This window comes from Streptomyces sp. NPDC046303, assembly GCF_055588085.1.
In genome coordinates this window covers 15,244-36,318 of sequence record NZ_JBVJFA010000047.1, presented here as the reverse complement: position 1 = coordinate 36,318, position 21,075 = coordinate 15,244, and the positions used below count along the sequence as shown (strand labels likewise).

Annotated in this window: 15 protein-coding genes and 1 pseudogene; 9 read left to right on the top strand and 7 right to left on the bottom strand. The window is 69.9% G+C overall.

Annotated features, from left to right (window positions below; all coding sequences use genetic code 11):
* Nucleotides 1–155: 155 nt before the first annotated feature.
* From ACZ6I1_RS31840 to ACZ6I1_RS31830, 3 genes are read right to left on the bottom strand one after another with little or no spacing between them, the layout of a single operon-like run.
* The gene (locus ACZ6I1_RS31840) at nucleotides 156–638 is read right to left on the bottom strand and encodes a barstar family protein (RefSeq protein ID WP_469292372.1); all 483 of its coding nucleotides are present in this window, start codon (nucleotides 636–638) and stop codon (nucleotides 156–158) included.
* The gene (locus tag ACZ6I1_RS31835) at nucleotides 638–5,296 is read right to left on the bottom strand and encodes a putative T7SS-secreted protein (RefSeq protein WP_469292371.1); all 4,659 of its coding nucleotides are present in this window, start codon (nucleotides 5,294–5,296) and stop codon (nucleotides 638–640) included. The genes ACZ6I1_RS31840 and ACZ6I1_RS31835 overlap by 1 nt, the downstream gene beginning before the upstream one ends.
* A complete protein-coding gene (locus ACZ6I1_RS31830; RefSeq protein ID WP_469292370.1) occupies nucleotides 5,296–5,946 on the bottom strand; it encodes a hypothetical protein in 651 nt (216 codons plus the stop codon). The genes ACZ6I1_RS31835 and ACZ6I1_RS31830 overlap by 1 nt, the downstream gene beginning before the upstream one ends.
* Before the next feature lie 2,102 nt (nucleotides 5,947–8,048).
* Between ACZ6I1_RS31830 and ACZ6I1_RS31825 the strand changes: the two genes are divergently transcribed.
* The 5 genes from ACZ6I1_RS31825 (at nucleotide 8,049) to ACZ6I1_RS31805 (ending at nucleotide 11,725) form a co-directional block, all read left to right on the top strand.
* The gene (locus tag ACZ6I1_RS31825) at nucleotides 8,049–9,212 is read left to right on the top strand and encodes a putative T7SS-secreted protein (RefSeq protein ID WP_469292369.1); all 1,164 of its coding nucleotides are present in this window, start codon (nucleotides 8,049–8,051) and stop codon (nucleotides 9,210–9,212) included.
* Nucleotides 9,209–9,766: a DUF6531 domain-containing protein gene (locus ACZ6I1_RS31820; protein ID WP_469292368.1), complete on the top strand. Its 558-nt coding sequence runs from the start codon at nucleotides 9,209–9,211 to the stop codon at nucleotides 9,764–9,766. The genes ACZ6I1_RS31825 and ACZ6I1_RS31820 overlap by 4 nt, the downstream gene beginning before the upstream one ends.
* A gap of 543 nt (nucleotides 9,767–10,309) precedes the next feature.
* On the top strand, nucleotides 10,310–10,729 hold the full coding sequence (gene panD, locus ACZ6I1_RS31815; protein ID WP_266949559.1) for an aspartate 1-decarboxylase: 420 nt from the start codon (nucleotides 10,310–10,312) through the stop codon (nucleotides 10,727–10,729).
* A 13-nt stretch (nucleotides 10,730–10,742) separates the two neighbouring features.
* Nucleotides 10,743–11,084, top strand: a complete 342-nt coding sequence (locus ACZ6I1_RS31810) for a GNAT family N-acetyltransferase (RefSeq protein WP_469292367.1) — start codon at nucleotides 10,743–10,745, stop codon at nucleotides 11,082–11,084.
* Nucleotides 11,081–11,725: an aspartate/glutamate racemase family protein gene (locus tag ACZ6I1_RS31805; RefSeq protein WP_469292366.1), complete on the top strand. Its 645-nt coding sequence runs from the start codon at nucleotides 11,081–11,083 to the stop codon at nucleotides 11,723–11,725. Before ACZ6I1_RS31810 ends, ACZ6I1_RS31805 begins: the two co-directional genes overlap by 4 nt.
* A 234-nt stretch (nucleotides 11,726–11,959) precedes the next feature.
* On the opposite strand, the gene gndA is transcribed toward ACZ6I1_RS31805, so the two are convergent.
* Nucleotides 11,960–13,405, bottom strand: a complete 1,446-nt coding sequence (gene gndA / locus ACZ6I1_RS31800) for an NADP-dependent phosphogluconate dehydrogenase (RefSeq protein ID WP_469292365.1) — start codon at nucleotides 13,403–13,405, stop codon at nucleotides 11,960–11,962.
* A 195-nt stretch (nucleotides 13,406–13,600) separates the two neighbouring features.
* Here gndA and ACZ6I1_RS31795 point away from each other — a divergent pair, with 195 nt between their 5' ends.
* Complete coding sequence (locus ACZ6I1_RS31795; protein ID WP_469292364.1) at nucleotides 13,601–14,878, top strand: transglycosylase family protein; 1,278 nt, start codon at nucleotides 13,601–13,603, stop codon at nucleotides 14,876–14,878.
* Between the two features lie 93 nt (nucleotides 14,879–14,971).
* Here the strand turns inward: ACZ6I1_RS31795 and ACZ6I1_RS31790 are convergent.
* Nucleotides 14,972–15,640 (bottom strand): annotated as a pseudogene (locus ACZ6I1_RS31790) (DMT family transporter); the annotation flags it as partial.
* A 336-nt stretch (nucleotides 15,641–15,976) separates the two neighbouring features.
* Between ACZ6I1_RS31790 and ACZ6I1_RS31785 the strand changes: the two are divergent.
* Complete coding sequence (locus ACZ6I1_RS31785; protein WP_469292363.1) at nucleotides 15,977–17,464, top strand: SDR family NAD(P)-dependent oxidoreductase; 1,488 nt, start codon at nucleotides 15,977–15,979, stop codon at nucleotides 17,462–17,464.
* A 55-nt stretch (nucleotides 17,465–17,519) separates the two neighbouring features.
* On the opposite strand, the gene ACZ6I1_RS31780 is transcribed toward ACZ6I1_RS31785, so the two are convergent.
* Nucleotides 17,520–17,987: a hypothetical protein gene (locus ACZ6I1_RS31780; RefSeq protein ID WP_469292362.1), complete on the bottom strand. Its 468-nt coding sequence runs from the start codon at nucleotides 17,985–17,987 to the stop codon at nucleotides 17,520–17,522.
* Nucleotides 17,988–18,324: 337 nt separating this feature from the next.
* Here ACZ6I1_RS31780 and ACZ6I1_RS31775 point away from each other — a divergent pair, with 337 nt between their 5' ends.
* The gene (locus tag ACZ6I1_RS31775) at nucleotides 18,325–18,498 is read left to right on the top strand and encodes a hypothetical protein (protein ID WP_469292361.1); all 174 of its coding nucleotides are present in this window, start codon (nucleotides 18,325–18,327) and stop codon (nucleotides 18,496–18,498) included.
* A 151-nt stretch (nucleotides 18,499–18,649) separates the two neighbouring features.
* Nucleotides 18,650–19,633, top strand: coding sequence for an NAD-dependent epimerase/dehydratase family protein (locus ACZ6I1_RS31770; protein WP_469292360.1), 984 nt, complete (start codon nucleotides 18,650–18,652; stop codon nucleotides 19,631–19,633).
* On the opposite strand, the gene ACZ6I1_RS31765 is transcribed toward ACZ6I1_RS31770, so the two are convergent.
* Nucleotides 19,619–21,058 (bottom strand): lipase maturation factor family protein, encoded by a 1,440-nt coding sequence (locus ACZ6I1_RS31765; RefSeq protein ID WP_469292359.1) that lies wholly within the window; start codon nucleotides 21,056–21,058, stop codon nucleotides 19,619–19,621. The two genes, ACZ6I1_RS31770 and ACZ6I1_RS31765, sit on opposite strands and share 15 nt — an antisense overlap.
* Between the last annotated feature and the right edge of the window lie 17 nt (nucleotides 21,059–21,075).

The following is a 21,075-nucleotide window of genomic DNA, read 5'->3' as shown; positions in this document are numbered from 1 at the left end:
GTCGGCACTCAGCTCCTCCGGTGAAGAGCAGCCCGCGTTTCGACTCGGCCCACGCGTTCCTCCGGGCGGTCCGACTTCTCTGATGCCACATTGGCAGCTGCTGTTGGGGATCGCTGATGCTGGACGACTGGCTGTAGGTGGCGGACTGGGCCGGCTCACCAGTTGGGCTGTTCCTGCCATTCTTCCAGTTGATGTGCGAGGGTGGATACGGAGTCCATGTCGCACGACAGGATGACGGAGAGCTTCGTGAGTGTCACGCCTTCAGGTCGCTTGGTGTAGGACCACCGCTGACCAGCGCGCCACAGACATCCGAAGAAGATTTTGCGGGCGTCGATGTCCTCCGAAAGGGCGCTCTCGGCGGATTCGATGACCAGGATGCGATTGTCAGTCGAAAGCCAATTAAGGTCGCGCACGCAATCGTAGAAGGCGTTCCAGTTCCATCCAAAGTAATCAGGGAATTTCAGTACCTCCGAGAAGTGGTGGAACGCCGACACCTCGTCTGGCATTTCCCGACCGTTGAGACGGGCCACGTACACGCTGCCTGACGCGGGCAGGAGTTCATCGAGAGGTACGCCACCGCCTGGCGTGATGACATGCATCCACGGTGCGATATGGATCGCTGACGTCTCTTCCTTCATCACTCCACCCATCTGGGGCTGTCGGCCACAATGTATGTCTGATAGTGAGTTGGAGTGTAGTAGGCCGATCCGTCGCTGCCGAACACCCAGCGCTCACCACCTGGGGAGGGATTGTCCGGTGATGGGTAGGTGCCATGTTCCTGATAGGTGATCGGATTGCCCGAGGGATCCCGGGTGGGGAGTATGTAGCCGTCGTTCCGTCCGTCATTCGCGAATGGCTCGGTGAACCACTTCGGCCCATGGTATGGCTCCGGCCCGCCCCACCAGCCGATGCCGTACTCCTTCCTGTCTCTGAGGACTGCCATGGACTCTTCCGGAATGGACTCGGGTATCCATCCGTGAAGCTTGTTCACGTCCCCCAGTGCTTCTCCTGGGGTGAAGGTCGGACAGCCTGCCAGCCCCATGGGGTCGACCCACGTGTGGGGATTGGGGACATACGCCGCCGGGTTGGGCGCCGGGGTGAGGCCCAGGGGGTCATTGGTGAGATACCGCGCGGTTTCGGGGTCGTATTGGCGGAAGTAGTTGTAGTGAAGGCCCGTTTCTGGGTCGAAGTACTGGCCTGGGAAGCGGAGTGGTGTGTACGCCGTGCTGGTGGACGCCCAGGTGGTAGTGCCCCACAGGGTGGTGCGGGTGTGCCAGGCCAGTCTGCACGTCTCGTCGATCAGTTCTGTGGGGGCGCCCACCAGGTCGGTGATGATGGTGAAGAAGCGGCTGTCTATGACCTCTTGGGGTGTTTCCCGGTCCAGGAGGCGTTCTCGCTGGGTCAGGGGCTGCAGGTCCTTGTGATCCCAGGTGAGGACTATCGAATGGGAGAGGTCCGGCGATTCCGTCGTCTGTTCGCACAGGGTCGTGCCGTCCCAGGTGAACGTGATTTGTTCGAGGACCGTCGTGCCGTCGGCAGCGACGCGCTGCTTGGAAGTGCGGCGACCGAGGGCGTCGTACGCGTAGCGCCATACAGCGCCGTCGGGGGTGGTCGCCGTACGCAAGTGGTCCTCGGCGTCCCACTCGTAGCGCCAGGTGTCCGGCTTGCCGGACAGGCGGGTTTTCCGGCGCAGGGTGATACGGCCCAATGCGTCGTATTCGTAGTGCGTCCTGCCGGCGCGCGTGATCGTCGTGCCGGCGTACTCGCGAGGGCCCACGGCGTCCTGGCCGGGGTGAGTGGACGGCCAGGAGGCTGTCGTCTGGTTACCTGCCTCGTCATAGGTGTACCGCTCGGTCCAACCCTCCGCGCGGACGGCGGTGACCCGGCCGACCGGGTCCAGGTCGAAGGCTTTCGCGCCCATGAGCTGATCGTCCAGGCCGATCAGGTTGCCGTCGGCACGGTACGTGTAGTCGCGGCGCTGGATGCTGTGGCCAACGCCGGTGACGTGCTGGGTGGTAAGGCGGCCCCCGTGGTCGTACTGGGACAACAGGGTGACGGTGTCGCCGATCCGGCGAGTGATCTCCTGCCCGACCGCGTCGTAGCCGAAGGTGATGGTGCCGTCGGACGTGGTCAGGGAGGTGCGGGAGCCGACCGCGTCGTAGGTCCAGGTGCTGACCGCCCCCGTCGGGGTTGTGCGGCTGGTGCGGCGGCCGAGCTCGTCGTACGCGTACGTTGTCGTCCTGCCGTTGACGGTCTCGAGCTTGAGGCGGCCGTACCGGTCGCGGAGGCGTGTGAGGGTGGCATCCGCGTTGACCGCTTCCGTGAGCTGGTCGCCGGAGTCGTACGCGAATGTCGTCACAGCGCCCGCGGCGTCCTTGCGGACGACTCGGTCCAGCTCGTCTCGCTCGTAGCGGATGGTCTGGCCGAGCACGTCCGTCCGGGAAACGAGCCGCCCCGCCGCGTCCCTTCCGTACGTCAGGGTCCGGTCGTCGAAGTCGGTCTCGGACGTGACCCGGCCGACTGGGTCGTACACGTAGTCCCAGGTGAGGCCCTGGGGGTTGGTGACCTGAGTGAGGTGGAGATCCGTGTCGTAGCTGAACTCGTAGCGGAAACCGTCCGGCCCCGTGCGGGCGGTCAGGACATCGAAGTCCGTGTATTCGAAGGTTGTGACACCGCCAAGAACGTCAACGTGGGCGATGCAGTTGCCCTCGCCGTCGTATGTCCATGACTGCTCGCTGCCGTCGGCTTGGACACGGCGGGCAAGCTTGCCCTCGACCGTCCATTCCAGGCGCGTGACGGCACCCAGCGGATCGGTGATCGACACGGCTCGGCCGAAACCGTCACGCTCGTAGCGTGTGGTCGCCCCCAGCGGATCGGTAATGGCTCGGGGCAGACCGGCCTTGTCGGAAACAACTGTCGAGGTGTTTCCGAGTGCATCGGTGACGGAGGTGACGATGCCGGTCTTGTCGTACGTGAAGTGCGTGGTTGCTCCGGACGGTGCTGTTACCGACGTCCGATTGCCGTTGTTGTCGAAACTCCGGCGTGTGGCATTGCCATCGGTACCAAAGGTGCTTATCGGGAGCCCGAGTTCGTTGTACTCAGCCCGTGCCTGTCGTCCGTCCGGGCGCTCCACACCGGTCACGCGGCCGAGCTCGTCGTATGTGGCGCGGCTCACGCGGCCCAGCGGATCCGTCCGTGACAGCAGTCGGTTGTAGCGGTCGTACTCGAAGCGGGTGACCGCGCCAAGAGAGTCGATCTCGGCGACCACCTGTGACCGGTCATTGATCAAGTGGCGCTCGGTGTGCCCCAGACCGCTGGTGACGGTGGTCATGCGGAGCCCGGTTGCGGGATCGACGTCGTCCCAGGTGAAGGTGGATTCGAGGTGTCCGTTCGTGCCTGACTGGTAGGTGCAGCGGTCCTGATCGTCGTAGACGTAGTCGAAGCGGCTTCCGTTGGTGTCGGTCCACGAGGTGATGCGGCCGTGTTCGTCGCAGTCGAAGCTCAGGGGGCGGCCGGAGGAGTTGGTGACCGATGTGAGTTGGCCATCGGTGTAGCCGTAGCGCAGGATCTCCTGGTCGGATCCGTCCTTCGCGGCACCCTTGAGGTGGAGGGCCGTCACCCGGCCTTCGCTCGTGGTGAGCTTCAGGTGGTAGCCGGCGTGGTGGACGATCGCTGTCGGGGCACCCGCCTCGTCGTGCTCGAATGTGACCCAGCGGCCGTTGCGGTCGTCGATCTGGGCTAGGAGCGCGAGCTCGTCGCTGTGGTCGGTGAAGTGCCAGGCCCTGCCGGTGTCGGGATCGGTGATGGTGTAACCGCCGGGGACCCGGTCCAGTGGCCACTGCCGGCCATGCGTGGGCATGACCGGAGCCCCAGAGGCCGGGTGGGGGTAGGCGAGGAGACTGCCCTCGTCACAGCTGAAGATCACGCCCTCGGAATCGATCTCGAGCCGCTGGTCCACCGTGGACGACCACGTCGGCCCGAACCAGCGCCCGGAGCGGCGTGCGGAGTCGAAGGTGCGCCGGAAGACGAGGGGAAGTGCGCCGGCCAGGGTGATGTCGGTCGCGGGCAGCAGCATGCGGCCGGTCGCGATGTCGACCGGGTCCCTCTTGCACACCGTCTCGCTGCACCGCTTGGAGTTGCTGTCCGGGTTCTGTTCGTGATCCTCGCGGCTTCCGCCCGGCTTATTACCGTCCAGGTGCTTTGCGCCGTCGAGGCGTTTGGCCGCTGTGGCGGCTCTGCGGCCAGCGCCGGCCAGCAGGCCACCCCCCTTGGAGCCGGCGGCTTCCGGGACGAGCTTGCCGCCGAACTCGAAGGGGTCCTTCATCGCGCTGTCGGCCATGGCCTTGGCCGCGCCGCCCGGATCGTTGGCGGTGGTGAGGAAGCCGGCACCCATGCTGTTGAGGCCCATCTGGGCCACAGTCGGGTGCGTAATGTTGTACGGATCGTGGGGGCTGAGCCCGCGGCCGAAGTTGACCAGGCCGGCGGCGCCCTTGGCGATTCCGCCGAGGAAGTGTTCAGCCTCCGCGCCCTTGCGGACGATCTCGACCAGCGCGGCGTCGGCGGCCGACACCTTCGGCGCCGCGTCACGGGCCTTTTCAAGGGCCTGCGCCACCGAGCGGGCGACGTCGTCGCGCTGGCGCCGCGCCTCGGCCAGCTTCTGCCGGGCGGCCGTGATCCCGTCCGTACCCGGGTCGGTGAAACCCATGGGGCGGGCGGGCAGCGGATCCTGCTGAGCTTTGACAGCCGACTCGTAGTCCTTGACCCACGTGTCGTAGGCGGCGTGGGCGTTCTCCGACAGTTTGACGGCGGTCTTGTACTCGTCGATCGCCTCCTTGGCCTGCCCCTGCGCCCAGGTCACTGTGTCGGCAAAGCGGCCGACCGCTCCGGCCGCCGTCTCGAAGGCGGCCGCGGCCGCGAACCAGCGGGGCGCCTTCTCCTGGACGGAGTCCCGAAAGGCGTCGGCCGCCGCGCCCTTAATGCCGTCCGTGCCCAGCTTCTTCAGGCCATCCCCGGTACGGGTAAAGGCCGCGTGGAAGTCACTCAGGTGCCCAGCGGTCGCACGCAGGCTGCTCGCGCTGCCATGGACCAGCTGCTTGGGATCGCCGCTCTGGCCGAGCTCGACCTCGGTGACCTCGGCGCCCAGCCGGTTCGCCGCGGAGTTCGCCGTGTTGCGGACGGCGTTGGCACCCCCCTGCCAGCCGACATCCTCCAACTCGTCGGCCGTCTTGTCACCGAGCCACTCGACGGCGTCGCCCGTCAAAGCGGCACCCTTCTCCAGCCAGTTGTCGCCGCTCATCAGGAACTGCCCCCCTGAACCGCGCTCTGATCACTGCCCGGATCGCCACCCTGCTGGTCCGCGCCCTGCGGGTTGCGGACGCGGTCGAGGGTCTCGCGGTCCATGCCCTGCGCGTCGGCGACCTCCTCCAACACCCCGCCACCGAGGCCGTGGTTGAGGATGCCGCGCTTGGTGTCCGCCCACGTACGGTCGAAGTCCTCCCTGGCCTGACGCGCCTGTTCCGGCGTCTCCCGCTTAAGCGCGTGATCCGACAAGATCGCATCCATGGACTTCTTCTCGACCTCGTCCTCCGACGCGTAGGGGTTGCCTATACCGGCGTTGACCATCACCTTGAAAGTGCCCCTGCGGTACTGGTCCTCCTCCCACACCGAGCCGGCCGCGATACCCAAGCGCTCGGCGAGCCCGCTGGTCATGACGAAGAGGCTGCTCACGCTCAGATCCCAGCGCTCGCAGAAGCCCTCCAGGGCCGCAGCGACCGCCGGATGACCGGCCTCCATACCCGTCAGCGTGAGCTGGCCCATGCCGCCACCCGCCACGGCCGAGGTGTCCATCGCGAACTCACGCAACTCCCCGACCGCGGCCCGCAGACCGTCCTGGATGTTCGCCACCGCGACCGGACCCATCTCCAGGTCTGCGCTGCCACCACTCATGATCCCCACCCCCAAGGTTCCCGAGGACGCTACACGAGAAGACCGACAGCTCCGGCGCCGAGCGTCGACGTTCGGCCAGGTCAGCGGACCACTGCGGCAAGTCCTGGCCAGTACCCGCCAGGGCATGACTGCCATCGTCTGGCACTGCATGTGGCCACGCGAACCGGGGGCGGACCAATAGGAGGACCGTCGATCAGAGTGATGAGTCAGCTGCGGCCTGCCTCGGCCTCCTCGACGACACGGAGCAGTACGTGATCAGGAGAGCGTTCGATGTAGACCGGCGGCAGCGAGTCGGAGGGTGGGAGGCGAGCTGCCGTGCCGGCCTGACGGCGCGTCGGATATGTCAGCAAACGGTCAGCAGGAGTCCTACAAAACCCGGGGAAAGCTGACCAACATGCGAATCGTTGTAGGCTCCGAAGACCGCCCTTGACCTGCGGAACGCGGGCAGGGAGCAGATATTTCAAGGGTTTCTGCAGGTCAGTGGCGCGGCGACGGGGCTTTACTTAGCGATCGGTCAGCATCAGCCCCTGGGGCTGCTCACGGAAGCACACCCGCTGGCGGTCGCGCATGTTTCTGGCGCACGGGGCTTGTCGGTGCGTCGTGAAGGCCTCTGTCAGGTGGAGCCCGACGTCGTTGAGCCCGCGCTCGGCCCCCCTCGCCAGCGACACGGTGCGGCCATCCACCGGCGGCCCCCGCGAGTCCTCTCGTCGTGGAGTATGCGACAGCCGTCGATGAGCAGAGTTCGGCATCAGCCCGGTGATGCGGCCAGCGCAGCATGGTGAGGTGGGACGCGGGTGACAGGCGAGAGGCGAGAGGCCGCGCTGAACACCTTTCCAGACGTCCTGCGCAACGGGAGCTCAGCCTGCGCTGGACGCCGGCCTCCGGGAAGCCGCCTGATAGGCCCCTGGAAACCGTTCCCACGTCGAAGTTGAGGCCTCGTGCCACTGCCAAGAGCCAGCGGACGAGCTGTAGCCCGGTATTACAATCGGCAGCTTCGAGCACTGGCATCCGCTGCCATACGGGCGTGCTGCTTCGGCCTCTCAGACTCCAGTGGAACCGCAGGCGCCTTCCTCTTTGAGACGGCATTGAGCGGGCCGGCCGGCTGATTCATGGCGGTGTGCGGCCCGGCTCGGTCGACCGCCTTCGCTCCGGTGGCCGCCCGGACCGCCAGAGTGAGGAGGATCACGGGCTCCCATCAGAGATGCTGCGCAGGGTTGTGTGGTCGCCTCAGTGGGTCTAGGTAAACGGACGGAACTCTGTGGGCGCACCTGATGGTGTGTCGGAGGAGTCAGCAATCGGTCAGCATCAGCCCCTTGGGTTGCTCACGCATGCGCAACCGTCGGCAGTCGCGCATGCTGCTGGTGCAGGGGCCTGGTCGGCGCCCCGTGACGGTCTTTGCCACGTGTAACCCGGCGTCCTTGAGGCCGCGTCTCCCTACCCGCCGGCGACAGGGGTGCAGTCATCCACTCGACGACGAGGGTCTGTAGCAAGGCGGCGCCAACTTCTCCCCCGCCTTCAGGGGGAAGGAGAGGTATTCCCGCAGCAGACCGATCTCAAGGTTCCTAGCATCGGCGGCTGTGTTTCGCTGGTCGAGAGGATCTGGAACATGGCCGAGCCTGACGTAGGTGTGCGCCCACCCGCTGTAGCGCGCCGACTTCCCGGCCGAGCGAAGCGGCGCACGGACGTCCTGCGCGAGTACGAGGAATCCAGTTCCGATCGCCGCAGGGGGATTCCTCCGGTGCTGTGGCCGTTCTTCGCACCGGACCCGGACCGGTACTACCGATGGCGGGTTCAGCTGGATTGCGCTTGCATCAAGGAGCTGCTGACACCGGGTGACTGCATCCCGCCGAGCGAGAGGCAGGTGGCGTGCTCTCGGGGATGACGAAAAATGGCCGCCGGGACAGGTCTACTGCCGGCACGATGATTCCCCCTACCGCGACATCATTGAGTGGGGAAACCGTCGAGAGGTGAGCTTGCCCGCCGACCTGGTGGAGCCAACCCGAATGGGCCGATGGTGACGTGTGGGCCGTGATCCGCCACGATGAAGCACATACTTCGGCCCTCTGGATGGCGGAGCGCGCCGGCTGGGTGGCCGGGGGTGCATGGGGGATGCGGTGTGCTCGGACAGGGGGCCGGCTGAGTCGGCGGGCTCAGCCCCGAGCCGTCCAGCGTTTCGCCTGTGCCGGAATCGGGCCGACAACAGGCGTCGTGCCCCCCTGAGCGGCCGGAGGCCGCCGGGAACACCGGCAGTGATGTCGGCTCGTCAAGTCAGAGTTACCCAGGTGTCCGCTGACCTGCCCGGATGTGTGCCTTCGGCACCACGGTTTGTCAGTTGCTCGGCATATCCGGTGCGGTGGCCGATGCCTTCCGGGTCTCTGTCCAGGAGAAGGCCCCTCGCTGGTTCTCGGCCGCGGCCGCTCGAGACGGCGGCCGACGCGGTCGCCCGGTTCGCCGACACGGTGACGTGGGCACAGGCTCAGGCGAAGGAGGCGATCGACGAGTACAAGACTGCCGTGAAGCTGTCCGACAATGCCCACGCCGCCTACAAGACGTGGGTCAAGGACTACGAGACGGCCGTGAAGGCGCAGCAGAATCCGCTGCCTCCCCGCCCGGCGGGTTTCGCCGATCCGGGTGCGGACGGTATCAAGGCCGCGCAGCAGAAGCTGGCCGAGGCCAGGCGCCAGCGTGACGACATCGCCCGCTCGGCAGCCCAGGCCCTGGAGAAGGCCCGGGATGCGGCACCGAAGGTGTCCGCGGCCGAGACCGCGATGGTCGAACTCGTGCGCAAGGGCGCGGAGTACGAGCACTTTCTCGACGGTGTCGCCAAAGGCGTAGCCGGCATGGTCAATTTCGGCCGCGCGCTCGACCCCAAGGACCCGTACAACATCAGCCACTCCACCGTGGCTCAGATGGGCCTCAACAGCATGGGTGCCGACTTCCTGACGGCCGCCAACAACCCGGAGGCCACAGCCAAGGCTCTGGTCGACAGCGCGATGAAGGACCCGTACGAGTTCGGCGGAAAGCTCGTCCCGGAAGCAGCCGTATCTAGGGGGACCGGCCTGCTGTCCAGCGGTGCCCGCACCGCCGCCGGAGCCGCCCGCCTCGCCGACGACCTGCCACATACGCCGAACAGGCCGGGGGGACCGAAGGAGCCGGACGCTCCGTCCGCCGGCGACGAGCTGCGCCACGACCCGCACGACAGGTCCCGCGAATCCGACTGCAAGACCTGGGGGAGGACCCGGTCGACGTCGCGACGGGCCGGATGACGCTCCCGCAGACCGACCTGGTCCTCCCCGGCTCCCTGCCGCTGCTGTTCAGCCGGACGTACGAGTCGTCGTACCGCTTGGGCCACTGGTTCGGCCCCTCCTGGGCCTGCACCGTCGACCAGCGGCTGGAGTTCGACGACGAGGGCGTGATCCTGGTCAGCGAGGACGGCAGCCTGCTCGGCTACCCACACCCCTCGTCCGACGCCCCCGTCTTCCCTCATTTGGGCCGGAGCTGGCCGCTGGAACAGCAGGACGACGGCGGCTACACGGTCACCGACCCCCACACGGGCCAGGTCCGCCACTTCACCGAGCATGGCCTGCTCCTGCAGATCGACGACCGCAACGGCACCTGGATCACCTTCACCTACGACGAGGCCGACGTCCCGACTGCTATTTCCCACAGCGGTGGCTACGAGGTCCGCCTGTCGACCTCCGACGGTCGAATAACCGGCCTTGCCCTGGCAGACGGCACGCCGACCCTCCGCTACGGCTACACCGACGGCCACCTCACGCAGGTCACCAACTCCTCCGGCCGCCCGCTCCGTTTCGGCTAGACGAGCTGGGCCGGATCACTTCCTGGACGGACACCAACGACCGCCACTTCGACTATGTATACGACGACCAACACCGCTGCATCGCCCAGTCCGGCACCAACGGCCACCTCAACGTCCGCTTCACCTACGAGCCGGGCCGCACCACTCTGAATTCTAAGAAAATGGCAGTACGGCAACAGGCGCGGATGCGGAGGGTGCGACCTGCTTTGCGACGACCAGTTGCTTGATCATGGTGGGCAAGTCTGAGGTTGCCCCGGGGGGAGCGAGCGGGCCTGGGCCCTCCCAATCTGCGTGACGTGCCGTCAGGCAAGTCGGCATCTGGTCAGCGTCGGCCCCCCGCCATTCCGAAGCGGCTGTCCGGTGCGACGACTGGTCGGCAGCGTCACAACAGCCTGGTGCCCACGCAAGCGCAGGCCAGGAGCCTTCTCGTCGTGAGCATTCGATTTTCCTTCGGACCTCCGAATCCGACGCCTCCCGGTGTAGAGTGCAGGACGCCCTTGACCTGCAGAAAGCAGGCAGGGAGCCGTCTTACAGGAGTTCAACATGCTGCGCACCATGTTCAAGTCCAAGATCCACCGGGCCACGGTCACCCAGGCCGACCTGCACTATGTCGGGTCCGTGACCATTGATGCCGATCTGCTGGACGCGGCCGATCTGCTGCCCGGGGAGCTCGTCCACATCGTGGACATCACCAACGGGGCCCGGCTGGAGACCTACGTCATCGAGGGCGAGCGCGGGTCCGGGGTCATCGGGATCAACGGTGCCGCGGCCCATCTCGTCCACCCCGGCGACCTGGTCATCCTCATCAGCTACGCGCAGGTCGAGGACGCCGAGGCGCGGGTGCTGAAGCCCCGCGTCGTGCACGTCGACGGCGACAACCGGATCATCGAGCTGGGTGCGGACCCCTCCGCCCCGGTGCCGGGTACGGATCAGGAGCGCAGCCCCCACGCGGTGGCTGTCTGAGAGGGCGGGGACCATGGCGATCGAGTTCAAGGACGAGCGGAAGACCGGACGGCTGCTGGCCGTCGAGGACGGGACGGCGGTCGGGCTCATCGCCTACTTCGTGCTCGCCGAGGCACCCCACGCCCTGGTGGCCGTGCACACCGTCGTCGAGCCGGGCCACGAGGGCCGCGGCATCGCCGGACAGCTGGTGAAGACCTTCTACGAGATCGCTGCCGCCGAAGGGGTGCCCGTGGTTCCGCTCTGCCCCTACGCGGCGAGCTGGGCCGCCAAACACCCCGACCAGGCGCCCGAGGCCCCGGCAGCGGTCGCGGCCGCGGCCAAGGCGCAGCTGGAAGCCGACTCCGACCTCTGGTGAACGGCTCCGGACTCACCCTCCTGCACACCTCGCCGGTGCACGTCCCCGTCTTCGACGCGCTGCGGGACCGGAACCACCCGGGCGCCGTACTGCGCCACCTGGTGGTTCCGGAGCTGCTGGACCGGGCCCGCGCCGAAGGGCCGCGGGCCGTGGCCCCGGCCGTGCTGGAGGCACTCGCCGGGGCGGGACCCGGCCCCGTGCTGGTTACCTGCTCGACGATCGGGGCGACCGCGGAGGCCCTGGCTCCGGTGCTCGGCGCCCCGGTGCTCCGGGTGGACCGGCCGATGGCCGCCGCCGCGGTGCGCACCGGCGCGCGGATCGCCGTACTGGCCGCGGTGGAGTCGACGCTCGCGCCGACCGCGGAACTGCTCGCCGAGGAGGCGGGGGAAGCGGGCGAGGAGCCCCTGGTGATCCGTACGTGCCTGGTCGACGGCGCCTGGGAGCGCTTCGAGGCGGGGGACACCGACGGATACCTGGCCCGCGTGGCCGCGGCCGCCGACGCCGTCACCGGCGCGGACGTCATCGTGCTGGCCCAGGCCTCCATGGCCGGCGCCGCGGACCTCGTCACGACACGGATCCCGGTCCTGTCCAGCCCGGCCCCGGGCCTGGCCGCCGGCCTGCGCCAGGCGGGGGCCTCGTAGGCGCATTCCTCCCGCGATCGCGGGAAAATGGGCTATATGGTGCGAAAACTCGAAGAGACGCAGCCGCCGGTCCCCGAGCCCGAGCCGACCCCGGACCCCAGCCCCTTCCCGGACCCCGAGCCGATCCCGCGTCCGGTGCCCCCCGTGCCCGGCCCCTTCCCGGAGCCGGACCCGGTGCCTCCGCCGCCGGGGCCCGCGCCGGTACCGCAGCCCGGGCCCTGGAGCTGAGCGGCCTCAGCCCGTCTGGACCTCGGAGCGGTCACCGCTCCAGAGGGTGTGGAACGAGCCCTCGCGGTCGGTGCGCCGGTAGGTGTGCGCCCCGAAGAAGTCGCGCTGCCCCTGGGTGAGCGCGGCCGGGAGCCGCTCCGCCCGCAGCGCGTCGTAGTACGCCAGCGACGCGGAGAAGGCGGGCACCGGGATGCCGTGCCGCACCGCCGCGACCAGGACGGCCCGCCAGTCCTGCTGGGCCGCGCCGATCTCCCCCGCGAACCCCGCGTCCGCCAGCAGGCTCGGCAGCCCGGGCTGAGCGTCGTACGCGGCGCGGATCCGGTCCAGGAACGCCGCCCGGATGATGCAGCCGCCCCGCCACAGCGAGGCCACCGCACCCAGGTCCACACCCCAGCCGTACTCCTCGCTCCCGGCCCGGATCTGGTGGAAGCCCTGGGTGTACGAGACGATCTTCGAGGCGTACAGGGCCTGCTCCACCTGGGCGGCGAACGCGTCCGCCTCCTGCGCGGACAGCGCGGCGGCCGTCGGGCCCGCGAGCCCCCGGGCGGCCCTGCGCAGGTCGGTGTGGCCCGAGACCGAGCGGGCGAAGACCGCCTCCGCGATCCCCGACACCGGCACGCCGAGGTCCAGGGCGATCTGCACGGTCCAGCGGCCGGTGCCCTTCTGCTCGGCCGCGTCGGCCACCACGTCCACGAACGGCCGGTCCGTCGCGGCGTCCTTGTGCGCGAGCACCTCCGCGGTGATCTCGATCAGGTACGAGTCCAGGCGCCCCCGGTTCCAGTCCCGGAAGGTCTCCGCGATCTTCGCGGGGGAGTAGCCCGCGACCTCCCGGAGCAGGTGGTAGGCCTCGGCGATGAGCTGCATGTCGGCGTACTCGATGCCGTTGTGCACCATCTTGACGAAGTGTCCGGCGCCGTCGGGGCCCATGTGCGAGGTGCACGGAGTGCCGTCGGCGGCCTTCGCGGCGATCTTCTCCAGCAGAGGGCCGAGCGACGCGTACGACTCCTCCGAGCCGCCGGGCATGATGCTCGGGCCGAGCAGCGCGCCCTCCTCGCCGCCCGAGATGCCCACGCCCACGAAGTGGATGCCCTGCCCGCGCAGCTCCTTCTCGCGGCGCCGGGTGTCCTGGAAGTGCGCGTTGCCGCCGTCGATGATGACGTCGCCCTCCTCCAGGAGCGGGGCGAACTCGCGGATCACGGCGTCGGTCGGATCCCCGGCCTTCACCATGACGACGATGCGCCGGGGGCGCTCCAGCGCATCGACGAACTCCTTCGCGGACTCGGCCGCCACGAACGAGCCCTCGTGGCCGAATTCCTCCACGAGCGCCCTCGTCTTCGCGGCGGTGCGGTTGTGGACGGCCACGGTGAAACCGTTGCGGGCGAAGTTCCGGGCCAGGTTGCTGCCCATCACGGCGAGCCCGGTGACGCCGATCTGGGCTGTGCTGGTGCTCATCGTCGCGCTCCTGCGTGCTTCGGTGTGCTTCGGTGTGCTGGGATGACCGACGCTACATCCAGGCGGCCGCCCAGCGGTGTCCACCGAGCCGATGCAACGTCAAACACCCCTGTCGAGCGCCCTGTTGCGCCCCTTGTCATGCTCTGATCGGGACGTTAAGTTGTGCGGTTCCTGATGTCTTCCAGGGGGGCTCCCATGGGTGTACGGGGCCGGCACCGCCGGTACCAGCCGAGCAGCATCAACCGGGCCTCGCTCGCCGTCACCGCCGGTGGCGCCGGGATCGCGCTCCCGCTCATCGGCGCCGGAGCCGCGCACGCCGCCTCCGTGGACACCTGGAACAAGGTCGCCGCCTGCGAGTCCACGAGCAACTGGCGCATCAACACCGGCAACGGCTACTACGGCGGCCTCCAGTTCAGCCAGAGCACGTGGCGGGCCTTCGGCGGCATCGCCTACGCCCCCCGCGCCGACCTGGCCACCAAGGACCAGCAGATCGCGGTCGCCGAGAAGGTCCTGCGGGGCCAGGGGCCGCAGGCCTGGCCCCAGTGCGGCAAGAAGGCCGGGCTCAGCCGCAGCGGCCCGGCCCCGGCCGTCGCGCCGGGCAAGCAGGCGACGCAGCCGCCGGCGCAGCAGCAGACCGCGCAGCCGAAGGAGATCCGGTCGCAGCAGGCGAGCACGCCCCGCCCGACCGGGACGTCCGTCCTGCCGAACCCCTATGTGGTCGCGCCCGGCGACTCGCTGTCCGCCATCGCCACCGAGAAGCACGTCGAGGGCGGATGGCAGGCGCTGTACGAGACCAACCGCGCCACCGTGGGCGACAACCCGAACCTGATCTTCCCGGGGCAGCGGCTTACTTTGAGGATCACCGCGGCGCCGCCCGCGCAGAACCCGGAGAAGCCGCCGCGCACGGCCGAGCCCGTGAAACCCGTGGAGCCGGCGGCGGAGAAGCCCGCGCCGAAGCCCGCCGAGCCCCCCGCCAAACCCGCGCCGAAGCCGGCCCCCGAGCAGGCGAAACCCGCCGAGAAGCCGGCGCCGCAGCAGCCTGCCTCAGCGCAGCAGAAGCCGGTCCAGGGAGGCTTCTCCGCCCCCGTCGACGCCGCTCTCGGCACCGCCTACCGCGTCGCGGGCTCCTCCTGGTCCAGCGGCTACCACACGGGCGTCGACTTTCCCGTCGCGACCGGAACCTCCGTCAAGTCCGTCGGACCCGGCCAGGTCGTCTCCGCGGGCTGGGCCGGTGCGTACGGCTACCAGGTCGTCATCCGGCACACCGACGGCCGGTTCTCCCAGTACGCCCACCTGTCGGCGCTCGGCGTCAAGGCCGGCCAGCAGGTGTCCGGAGGCCAGCGGATCGGCCGTTCCGGCTCGACCGGCAACTCCAGCGGACCGCACCTGCACTTCGAGATGCGCACGGGACCCGGCTACGGCACCGACATCGACCCGCTCAAGTACCTCCGCTCCCACGGAGTCGACATCTGACCCGCGTACGTGCGAGGGCACGGCGGTGAGCAGCACCAGTCCCACCGCCGCGACCAAGGCGCTGGCCAGCGCCGCCGTCGTGCCCACCGCCCCGTACCGGAAGCCCTCGTCGAAGAGCGAGATGCCGACCGCCGCCGCGACCACCGGATTGACCACGGTCACCGTGGCCAGCGGCGCGGTCAGCCCGGCACCCCGGTAGGCCGCCTGCGACAGCAGCAGCCCCGCGGAGGCCAGCAGCGCTATCGCCGCGACATCGGGCCACGCGGCGCCCAGCGATCCCCGGGTGAAGCCCTCCGCCACCGATTTGGTGAACACCGAGGCCATGCCGAAGGCCGTCCCGGCGGCCGCGGCCAGCGACACGCTGCGCAGCACCGCCCGGTGCATGCGGTGCGACGCCAGGAACAGCGCGGCCACCACTGCCGCGGTCACCGTGAGCAGCAGTCCCCGCTCGCCACCGGCGAGGGACTGCTCCGCGTCCCCGCCGGTCAGTGCCAGCAGGCCGGCCAGGCCCGCCGTGGCCAGCACCGCCCCGCGCCAGGCCGCCGCGCCCGCCCGGCGCCGCACGAACGCGGCCGCCATCGGCAGGGCGAAGACGATCGTGAGTGCACCGAGCGGCTGGACCAGGCTCAGCGGCCCGTACGCGAGGGCCACCACGTGCAGCAGTGCGCCGAGGCCGTTCAGCGCCACCGCGACCCACCAGCCGCCCCGCCGCAGCGGTGCGTACGGGCGGTCCGGCGTGCTCGCCGCGACCCGCTCCTGCATGATCGCCCCCGCCGCGTACGCCAGGGCGGACACGAGACAGAGCAGGACCGACAGCGCCAGTGCACTCATGAAGTCCACAATGCCCGACCCGACTTCGCTATTCCTCCGCCCACAGGGGGTCACACGTCGTACTCCTGGCGTAGTACGGGAGTACAGGAGTACACGAGCCGGCGCCCGCGTCCCGCCCTTCGGATGCGGAGCGCGGTCCGGACGTCGCACTGCGTGAGGTCCCGGGGGCCGGGTTTGGTTCCGGGCGCGTGCGATCCGTACAGTTTCCCTTTTGAGGACTTCCGCAGCAGGCGGATGCGGACGAGTGATCAAGGAACGGCAGCGGCCATGACGGTGACCGAGGAAACCAACGAGCACGGGCAGGCGTACGGGCCCGGTATCGATCCCGAACGCCTCGCCGTCTGCCTCAGCGTGCTCGACGAACTCGACAAGATCGACGTCGACCACCCCGACGCCATCACCGTACGCCGCGCCACCGCCGGCATCTACCGGACGGTCAAGCAGCGCCGCCGCCAGGAGCGCCGCGCCTCCAAGACCGCCAACGACAAGGCCGTCACCGAGGCGACCGCGACCGGCTCCGCCGAGCGCATCGACGACGAGACCGAGGGCATCCTGCCCTCCTCGGTCACGGAGGCCGGCCGGATCGCCGGAATACTCCAGCGCCCGCGCTCCTGCTACGTCTGCAAGACGCGGTACGTCGAGGTCGACTACTTCTACCACCAGCTCTGCCCGCCCTGCGCCGCCGAGAACCGGGCCAAGCGGGAGGCCCGCGCCGACCTCACCGGCAAGCGCGCGCTGCTCACCGGCGGACGCGCCAAGATCGGCATGTACATCGCGCTGCGGCTGCTGCGCGACGGCGCGCACACCACGATCACCACGCGGTTCCCCAAGGACGCCATCCGCCGCTTCAAGGCGATGGAGGACTCTGCGGACTGGATGCACCGCCTGGAGGTCGTCGGCATCGACCTGCGCGACCCGGCCCAGGCCGTGGCGCTCGCCGACCAGGTGGCCGCGGCGGGCCCGCTCGACATCCTGATCAACAACGCGACGCAGACCGTGCGCCGCCTGCCCTCCGCGTACACCGCGCTGGTCGAGGGCGAGAGCGCCCCGCTGCCGGCCGGCGAGCTCCCCGCCCACCACGTCATCGGCGCCTTCAACTCCGGTGCCGTCGACGGCCTGGCGGCGCTGCCCGTCGGCGTGAGCGGGCTCGAGGCGCAGAAGGTCGCCGACCTGGCCCTCGTCGCGGGCAACGCCAGCCTGGAGCGGCACCTCGCGGGTACCGCCATCGACGCGGGCGGCCTGCTGCCCGACGTCGTCGAGAGCAACACCTGGGTGCAGACCATCGACCAGATCTCCCCGGTGGAGCTGCTCGAGACCCAGCTGTGCAACTACACGTCGCCGTTCATCCTGATCAGCGCGCTCCGCCCGGCCATGGCCGACGCCGCCCGCAAGGCGCCCAGCGGACGCGCGTACGTCGTGAACGTCTCGGCGATGGAAGGCGTCTTCAGCCGCGGCTACAAGGGTGCGGGGCACCCGAACACCAATGCCGCCAAGGCCGCGATGAACATGGTGACGCGGACCAGCGGCCAGGAGATGTTCCAGACCGACCGCATCCTGATGACCTCGGTCGACACCGGCTGGATCACCGACGAGCGCCCGCACTTCGACAAGCTGCGCCTCGCGGAGGAGGGCTTCCACGCCCCCCTCGACCTCGTCGACGGCGCCGCCCGCGTCTACGACCCGGTGGTTCGCGGTGAGGCCGGCGAGGACCTGTTCGGCGTGTTCCTGAAGGACTACGCCCCCGCGAACTGGTAGCCCGCCCCCGGCAGCGAGCCCGTGACCGACCCCTTCGGCGTGCCGAGGGGGTCGATCAGGTTCTCGGCAGGAAGGGGCTGTCCGCCACGGCCCGGTAGGCCCCGGCCGCGACCAGTTCCAGCACCGGCTGCCAGTCCTCCAGCCCGCCCGCCTCCGGGCCCGCCGCAGCGGCACCGTCGTGTGCCTGGCGCAGGGCCGCCGCAGCCTCGCCGTCCGGGCCGTCCGCCGCCGGGGCGCCGGGCCCGGCCCCTGCCCCGGTTCCGGCCACCTCCCCGGCCCCGGCGCCGTCCCCGGCCCCCGCGTGCAGACGGATCAGCCGGGCCACCCGCTCACCCAGCAACGGGCGCACCGCCTCCGCCACATCGTGATCGCGCGGGGACGCTGCGTCACCCGGACGGAGCAGTTCGCCCAGATCCAGTACCAGGCCCGCGATCTGGAGCTCCTTGTCGAACGGACGCGCGCGGCGCAGCAGGGCCGCAGTACGCAGTCCGCGGCCGCCACGACAGGCATGCAGAAGATCCATCAGCTCCGGAACGCTTGAGACGCGGGGCACTTCGAAACCCCGTACTCCGGACCCCGCCACCGCCGCTCCCTCCGTCGCCCCCGCGCGCATCCGGCGTCGAGCGGACCATGCTTGTCGCACCCGCGGGCCGACGACTTGCCGAACTCGCGGAGAAAACAAGAGGGCGACGTGGTTTTTGCCTTTCTATCGAGCGGGGGTCCGCTCAAATGTGTACTCTGGGGCAGCAGACGGCCCCACCCGGGCCACGCTCCACCAAGGCGCCACCGCGTCCGGAAACCCTTTCCTCCCAGCCCGGCGCGGCACGCCTGCCGGGTTACGCGACACAGAGGAGTGCGCGGTGACAGAAACGACGAAGCCCGAACCGAAGTCGCTGGAGCGGACGGGAACGCGGTCCAAGCCGCGAACCGACGAGCTCGGAAGCCTGGAGGTCTGGGCGCGGTCCGCCCCGATCCGGCTGGCGGGGTACGAGGACGACCTGGCGGAATCGCACATCCTGCCCGGCATCGACTGACCCGCAAGAGCGGTACGCGCGCCCCCGTGCCCACCCGCACCGGGGGCGCTGCCGCGCCCCGGACGGTTCCCGGACCGGCTACGCCGTGAGCGTCATCGCTGAGGGCGATCACGACTTCCGCCGCCCCCGAGGGCCGGGCAGGCTCTGGGACATGAAACTGCTGATGCTGGGTGGGACCGAATTCGTCGGACGCGCGATCACCGAGGACGCCCTCGACCGGGGCTGGGAGGTGACCGTCTTCCACCGGGGCCACCACGCGCCCCCGCCGGGCACCACCGCCCTGCACGGGGACCGCACCGCCCCCGGCGGCCTGGCCGCCCTGGCCGACGGGGAATGGGACCTCGTCGTCGACACCTGGGGCGGCGCCCCCACCGCCGTCCGCGACAGCGCCCGCCTGCTGCGCGAGAGGGCCGGCCGGTACGCGTACGTTTCCAGCCGTTCCGTGTACGCCTACCCGAGCCCGGCCGGAGTCGGCGAGGACGGCCCCCTGGTGGAGGGCTCCCCCGACGCCGAGTCCGTCGCCTACGCCGAGGACAAGCGCGGCGGCGAACTCGCCGCCCTCGCCGCCTTCGGCGACCGCGCCCTGCTGGTGCGCGCCGGGCTGATCCTCGGCCCGTACGAGAACGTCGGCCGGCTGCCCTGGTGGCTGAACCGCACCGCCCGCGGCGGCCCGGTCCTCGCCCCCGGCCCGCGGGAACTCCCGCTCCAGTACATCGACGTACGCGACCTCGCGCGCTGGACCCTCGACGCGGCCGGCGCCGGACACCACGGCCCCTACAACCTGGTCGCCCCGGTCGGCCACGCCACGATGGGAAGCTTCCTGGACGCCTGCGCCGCCACCACCGGCGGCCGCGCCGAACTGCGCTGGACCGACCCGGAACTGATCCTGCAGGCCGGCGTACAGCCCTGGACCGAGCTCCCGGTCTGGATCCCCGCGGGCGAGGGGCACGACTACATGCACGGCGGCGACGTGTCCAAGGCCCTGGCCGCGGGCCTGAAGTGCCGCCCGGTCGGGGAGACCGTGGCCGACACCTGGGCCTGGCTCCGCTCGCTGGGCGGAGTGGCCCCGCAGCGCGCCGACCGTCCGGCACCCGGCATCGACGCCCAGCGCGAGGCGGCGCTACTCGGGCTCTGACCAGGCCGCGTCCGCGAGACGGGTGGGCGGCAGGTACTCGCGCAGCAGCGTGCGGTGCCACCACTCGCCCGTCTCGCGCAGCTCCCGCCAGGTCGTGAACCGGTAGCGGTACAGCAGGGCGCGGACATAGCGCGGCGGCGCGTCCGGGAAGGGGTTGTGCCGCAGCAGCCGCAGCGTGTCCCGGTCGCCCGCCAGCAGCCGCTCCACGAACGGCCCGAACCAGTCCCGCGCATAACCGGGGGAGAGCGCCGCGAACCACATCAGCCAGTCCAGGCGCAGGTGGTACGGGGCGAACTGGCGCGGAATCCTGCGCAGTTCACCCGGTTTCCCCTTGAAGCCGTACTCCCGCCAGTCCCCGTCCGCGTGCGGCACCCGGTCGGCGGTGCCCTCCACCACCACCTCGTCGCGGATCCGGCCCACCGTGCCGAACGCCCCGTAGGTGTTGACCAGGTGGAGCGAGTCGAAGGAGCGGTTCATCACCTGGCGCCGCGACACCATGTTCAGCACCGGATGGCGGCTCAGCGCCAGCACCAGCACGGTCGCGGCGCAGACCAGGACCGCGAACCACACCGGCGCCGCCCGCGAAGCGGCGGCCGGGGGCGCGCCCGCGAGCCCGGTGAAGTCCACGGCCGGCAGCGCCAGCGTGATCGTCAGCCAGTTCAGCCAGGCGAAGTTGCCGGACACCACCAGCCACAGCTGCGTCGCCACGATGATCCCCGCCGCGTACGAGGCCACCGGCTGCGGGGTGAACAACAGCACCGGGACCACCAGTTGGGTCACGTGGTTGGCCGCGCACTCCACCCGGTGCAGCGGCCTGGGCAGATGGTGGAAGAACCAGCTCAGCGGCCCGGGCATCGGCTGCGTCTCGTGGTGGTAGTAGAGGCAGGTGAGCTTGCGCCAGCAGGGATCCCCGCGGATCTTGATCAGCCCGGCCCCGAACTCCACCCGGAACAGCACCCAGCGCAGCAGCCAGAGCACCAGCACCGGCGGCCCGGTCCGCGCGTTGCCGAGGAAGACGGCGAGGAACCCCACCTCCAGCAGCAGCGACTCCCAGCCGAAGGAGTACCAGGTCTGCCCCACGTTCACGATGGAGAGGTAGAGCAGCCACAGCAGCGCCCACATCCCCATGGCGACGGCCAGCGGCACCTCGTCCCCGGCCCCCGCGGCCAGCGCCGCCGCCAGCAGCGCCCCGGCCCAGGCGCAGCCGGCGAAGAGCCGGTCCGAGTAGCGCAGTTGGAACAGGCTCGGGGCGCGCCGGAACGGCACGTACCGCACGTAGACCGGCACGGGCAGCATGCCCCGCGCCCCGATCAGGGCCCGGAACTGCAGGGCGGCACCGACGAAGGCGAAGAGGTAGACACCGGCCAGGGCCCGCTGGAAGACCAGCCGGCCGAGCCAGTACTCGGGCGCCGTGAACCAGTCCATCGACTCCAGTATCGGGC

Coding starts and splice junctions, on each gene's coding strand:
- ACZ6I1_RS31765 (WP_469292359.1), bottom strand. CDS start 21,058: ATGGACTGGTTCACGGCGCCCGAGTACTGGCTCGGCCGGCTGGTCTTC.
- ACZ6I1_RS31810 (WP_469292367.1), top strand. CDS start 10,743: ATGGCGATCGAGTTCAAGGACGAGCGGAAGACCGGACGGCTGCTGGCC.
- panD (WP_266949559.1), top strand. CDS start 10,310: ATGCTGCGCACCATGTTCAAGTCCAAGATCCACCGGGCCACGGTCACC.
- ACZ6I1_RS31785 (WP_469292363.1), top strand. CDS start 15,977: ATGACGGTGACCGAGGAAACCAACGAGCACGGGCAGGCGTACGGGCCC.
- ACZ6I1_RS31770 (WP_469292360.1), top strand. CDS start 18,650: ATGAAACTGCTGATGCTGGGTGGGACCGAATTCGTCGGACGCGCGATC.
- ACZ6I1_RS31825 (WP_469292369.1), top strand. CDS start 8,049: ATGGGGGATGCGGTGTGCTCGGACAGGGGGCCGGCTGAGTCGGCGGGC.
- ACZ6I1_RS31840 (WP_469292372.1), bottom strand. CDS start 638: ATGAAGGAAGAGACGTCAGCGATCCATATCGCACCGTGGATGCATGTC.
- ACZ6I1_RS31820 (WP_469292368.1), top strand. CDS start 9,209: ATGACGCTCCCGCAGACCGACCTGGTCCTCCCCGGCTCCCTGCCGCTG.
- ACZ6I1_RS31835 (WP_469292371.1), bottom strand. CDS start 5,296: ATGAGCGGCGACAACTGGCTGGAGAAGGGTGCCGCTTTGACGGGCGAC.
- gndA (WP_469292365.1), bottom strand. CDS start 13,405: ATGAGCACCAGCACAGCCCAGATCGGCGTCACCGGGCTCGCCGTGATG.
- ACZ6I1_RS31830 (WP_469292370.1), bottom strand. CDS start 5,946: ATGAGTGGTGGCAGCGCAGACCTGGAGATGGGTCCGGTCGCGGTGGCG.
- ACZ6I1_RS31780 (WP_469292362.1), bottom strand. CDS start 17,987: ATGGATCTTCTGCATGCCTGTCGTGGCGGCCGCGGACTGCGTACTGCG.
- ACZ6I1_RS31795 (WP_469292364.1), top strand. CDS start 13,601: ATGGGTGTACGGGGCCGGCACCGCCGGTACCAGCCGAGCAGCATCAAC.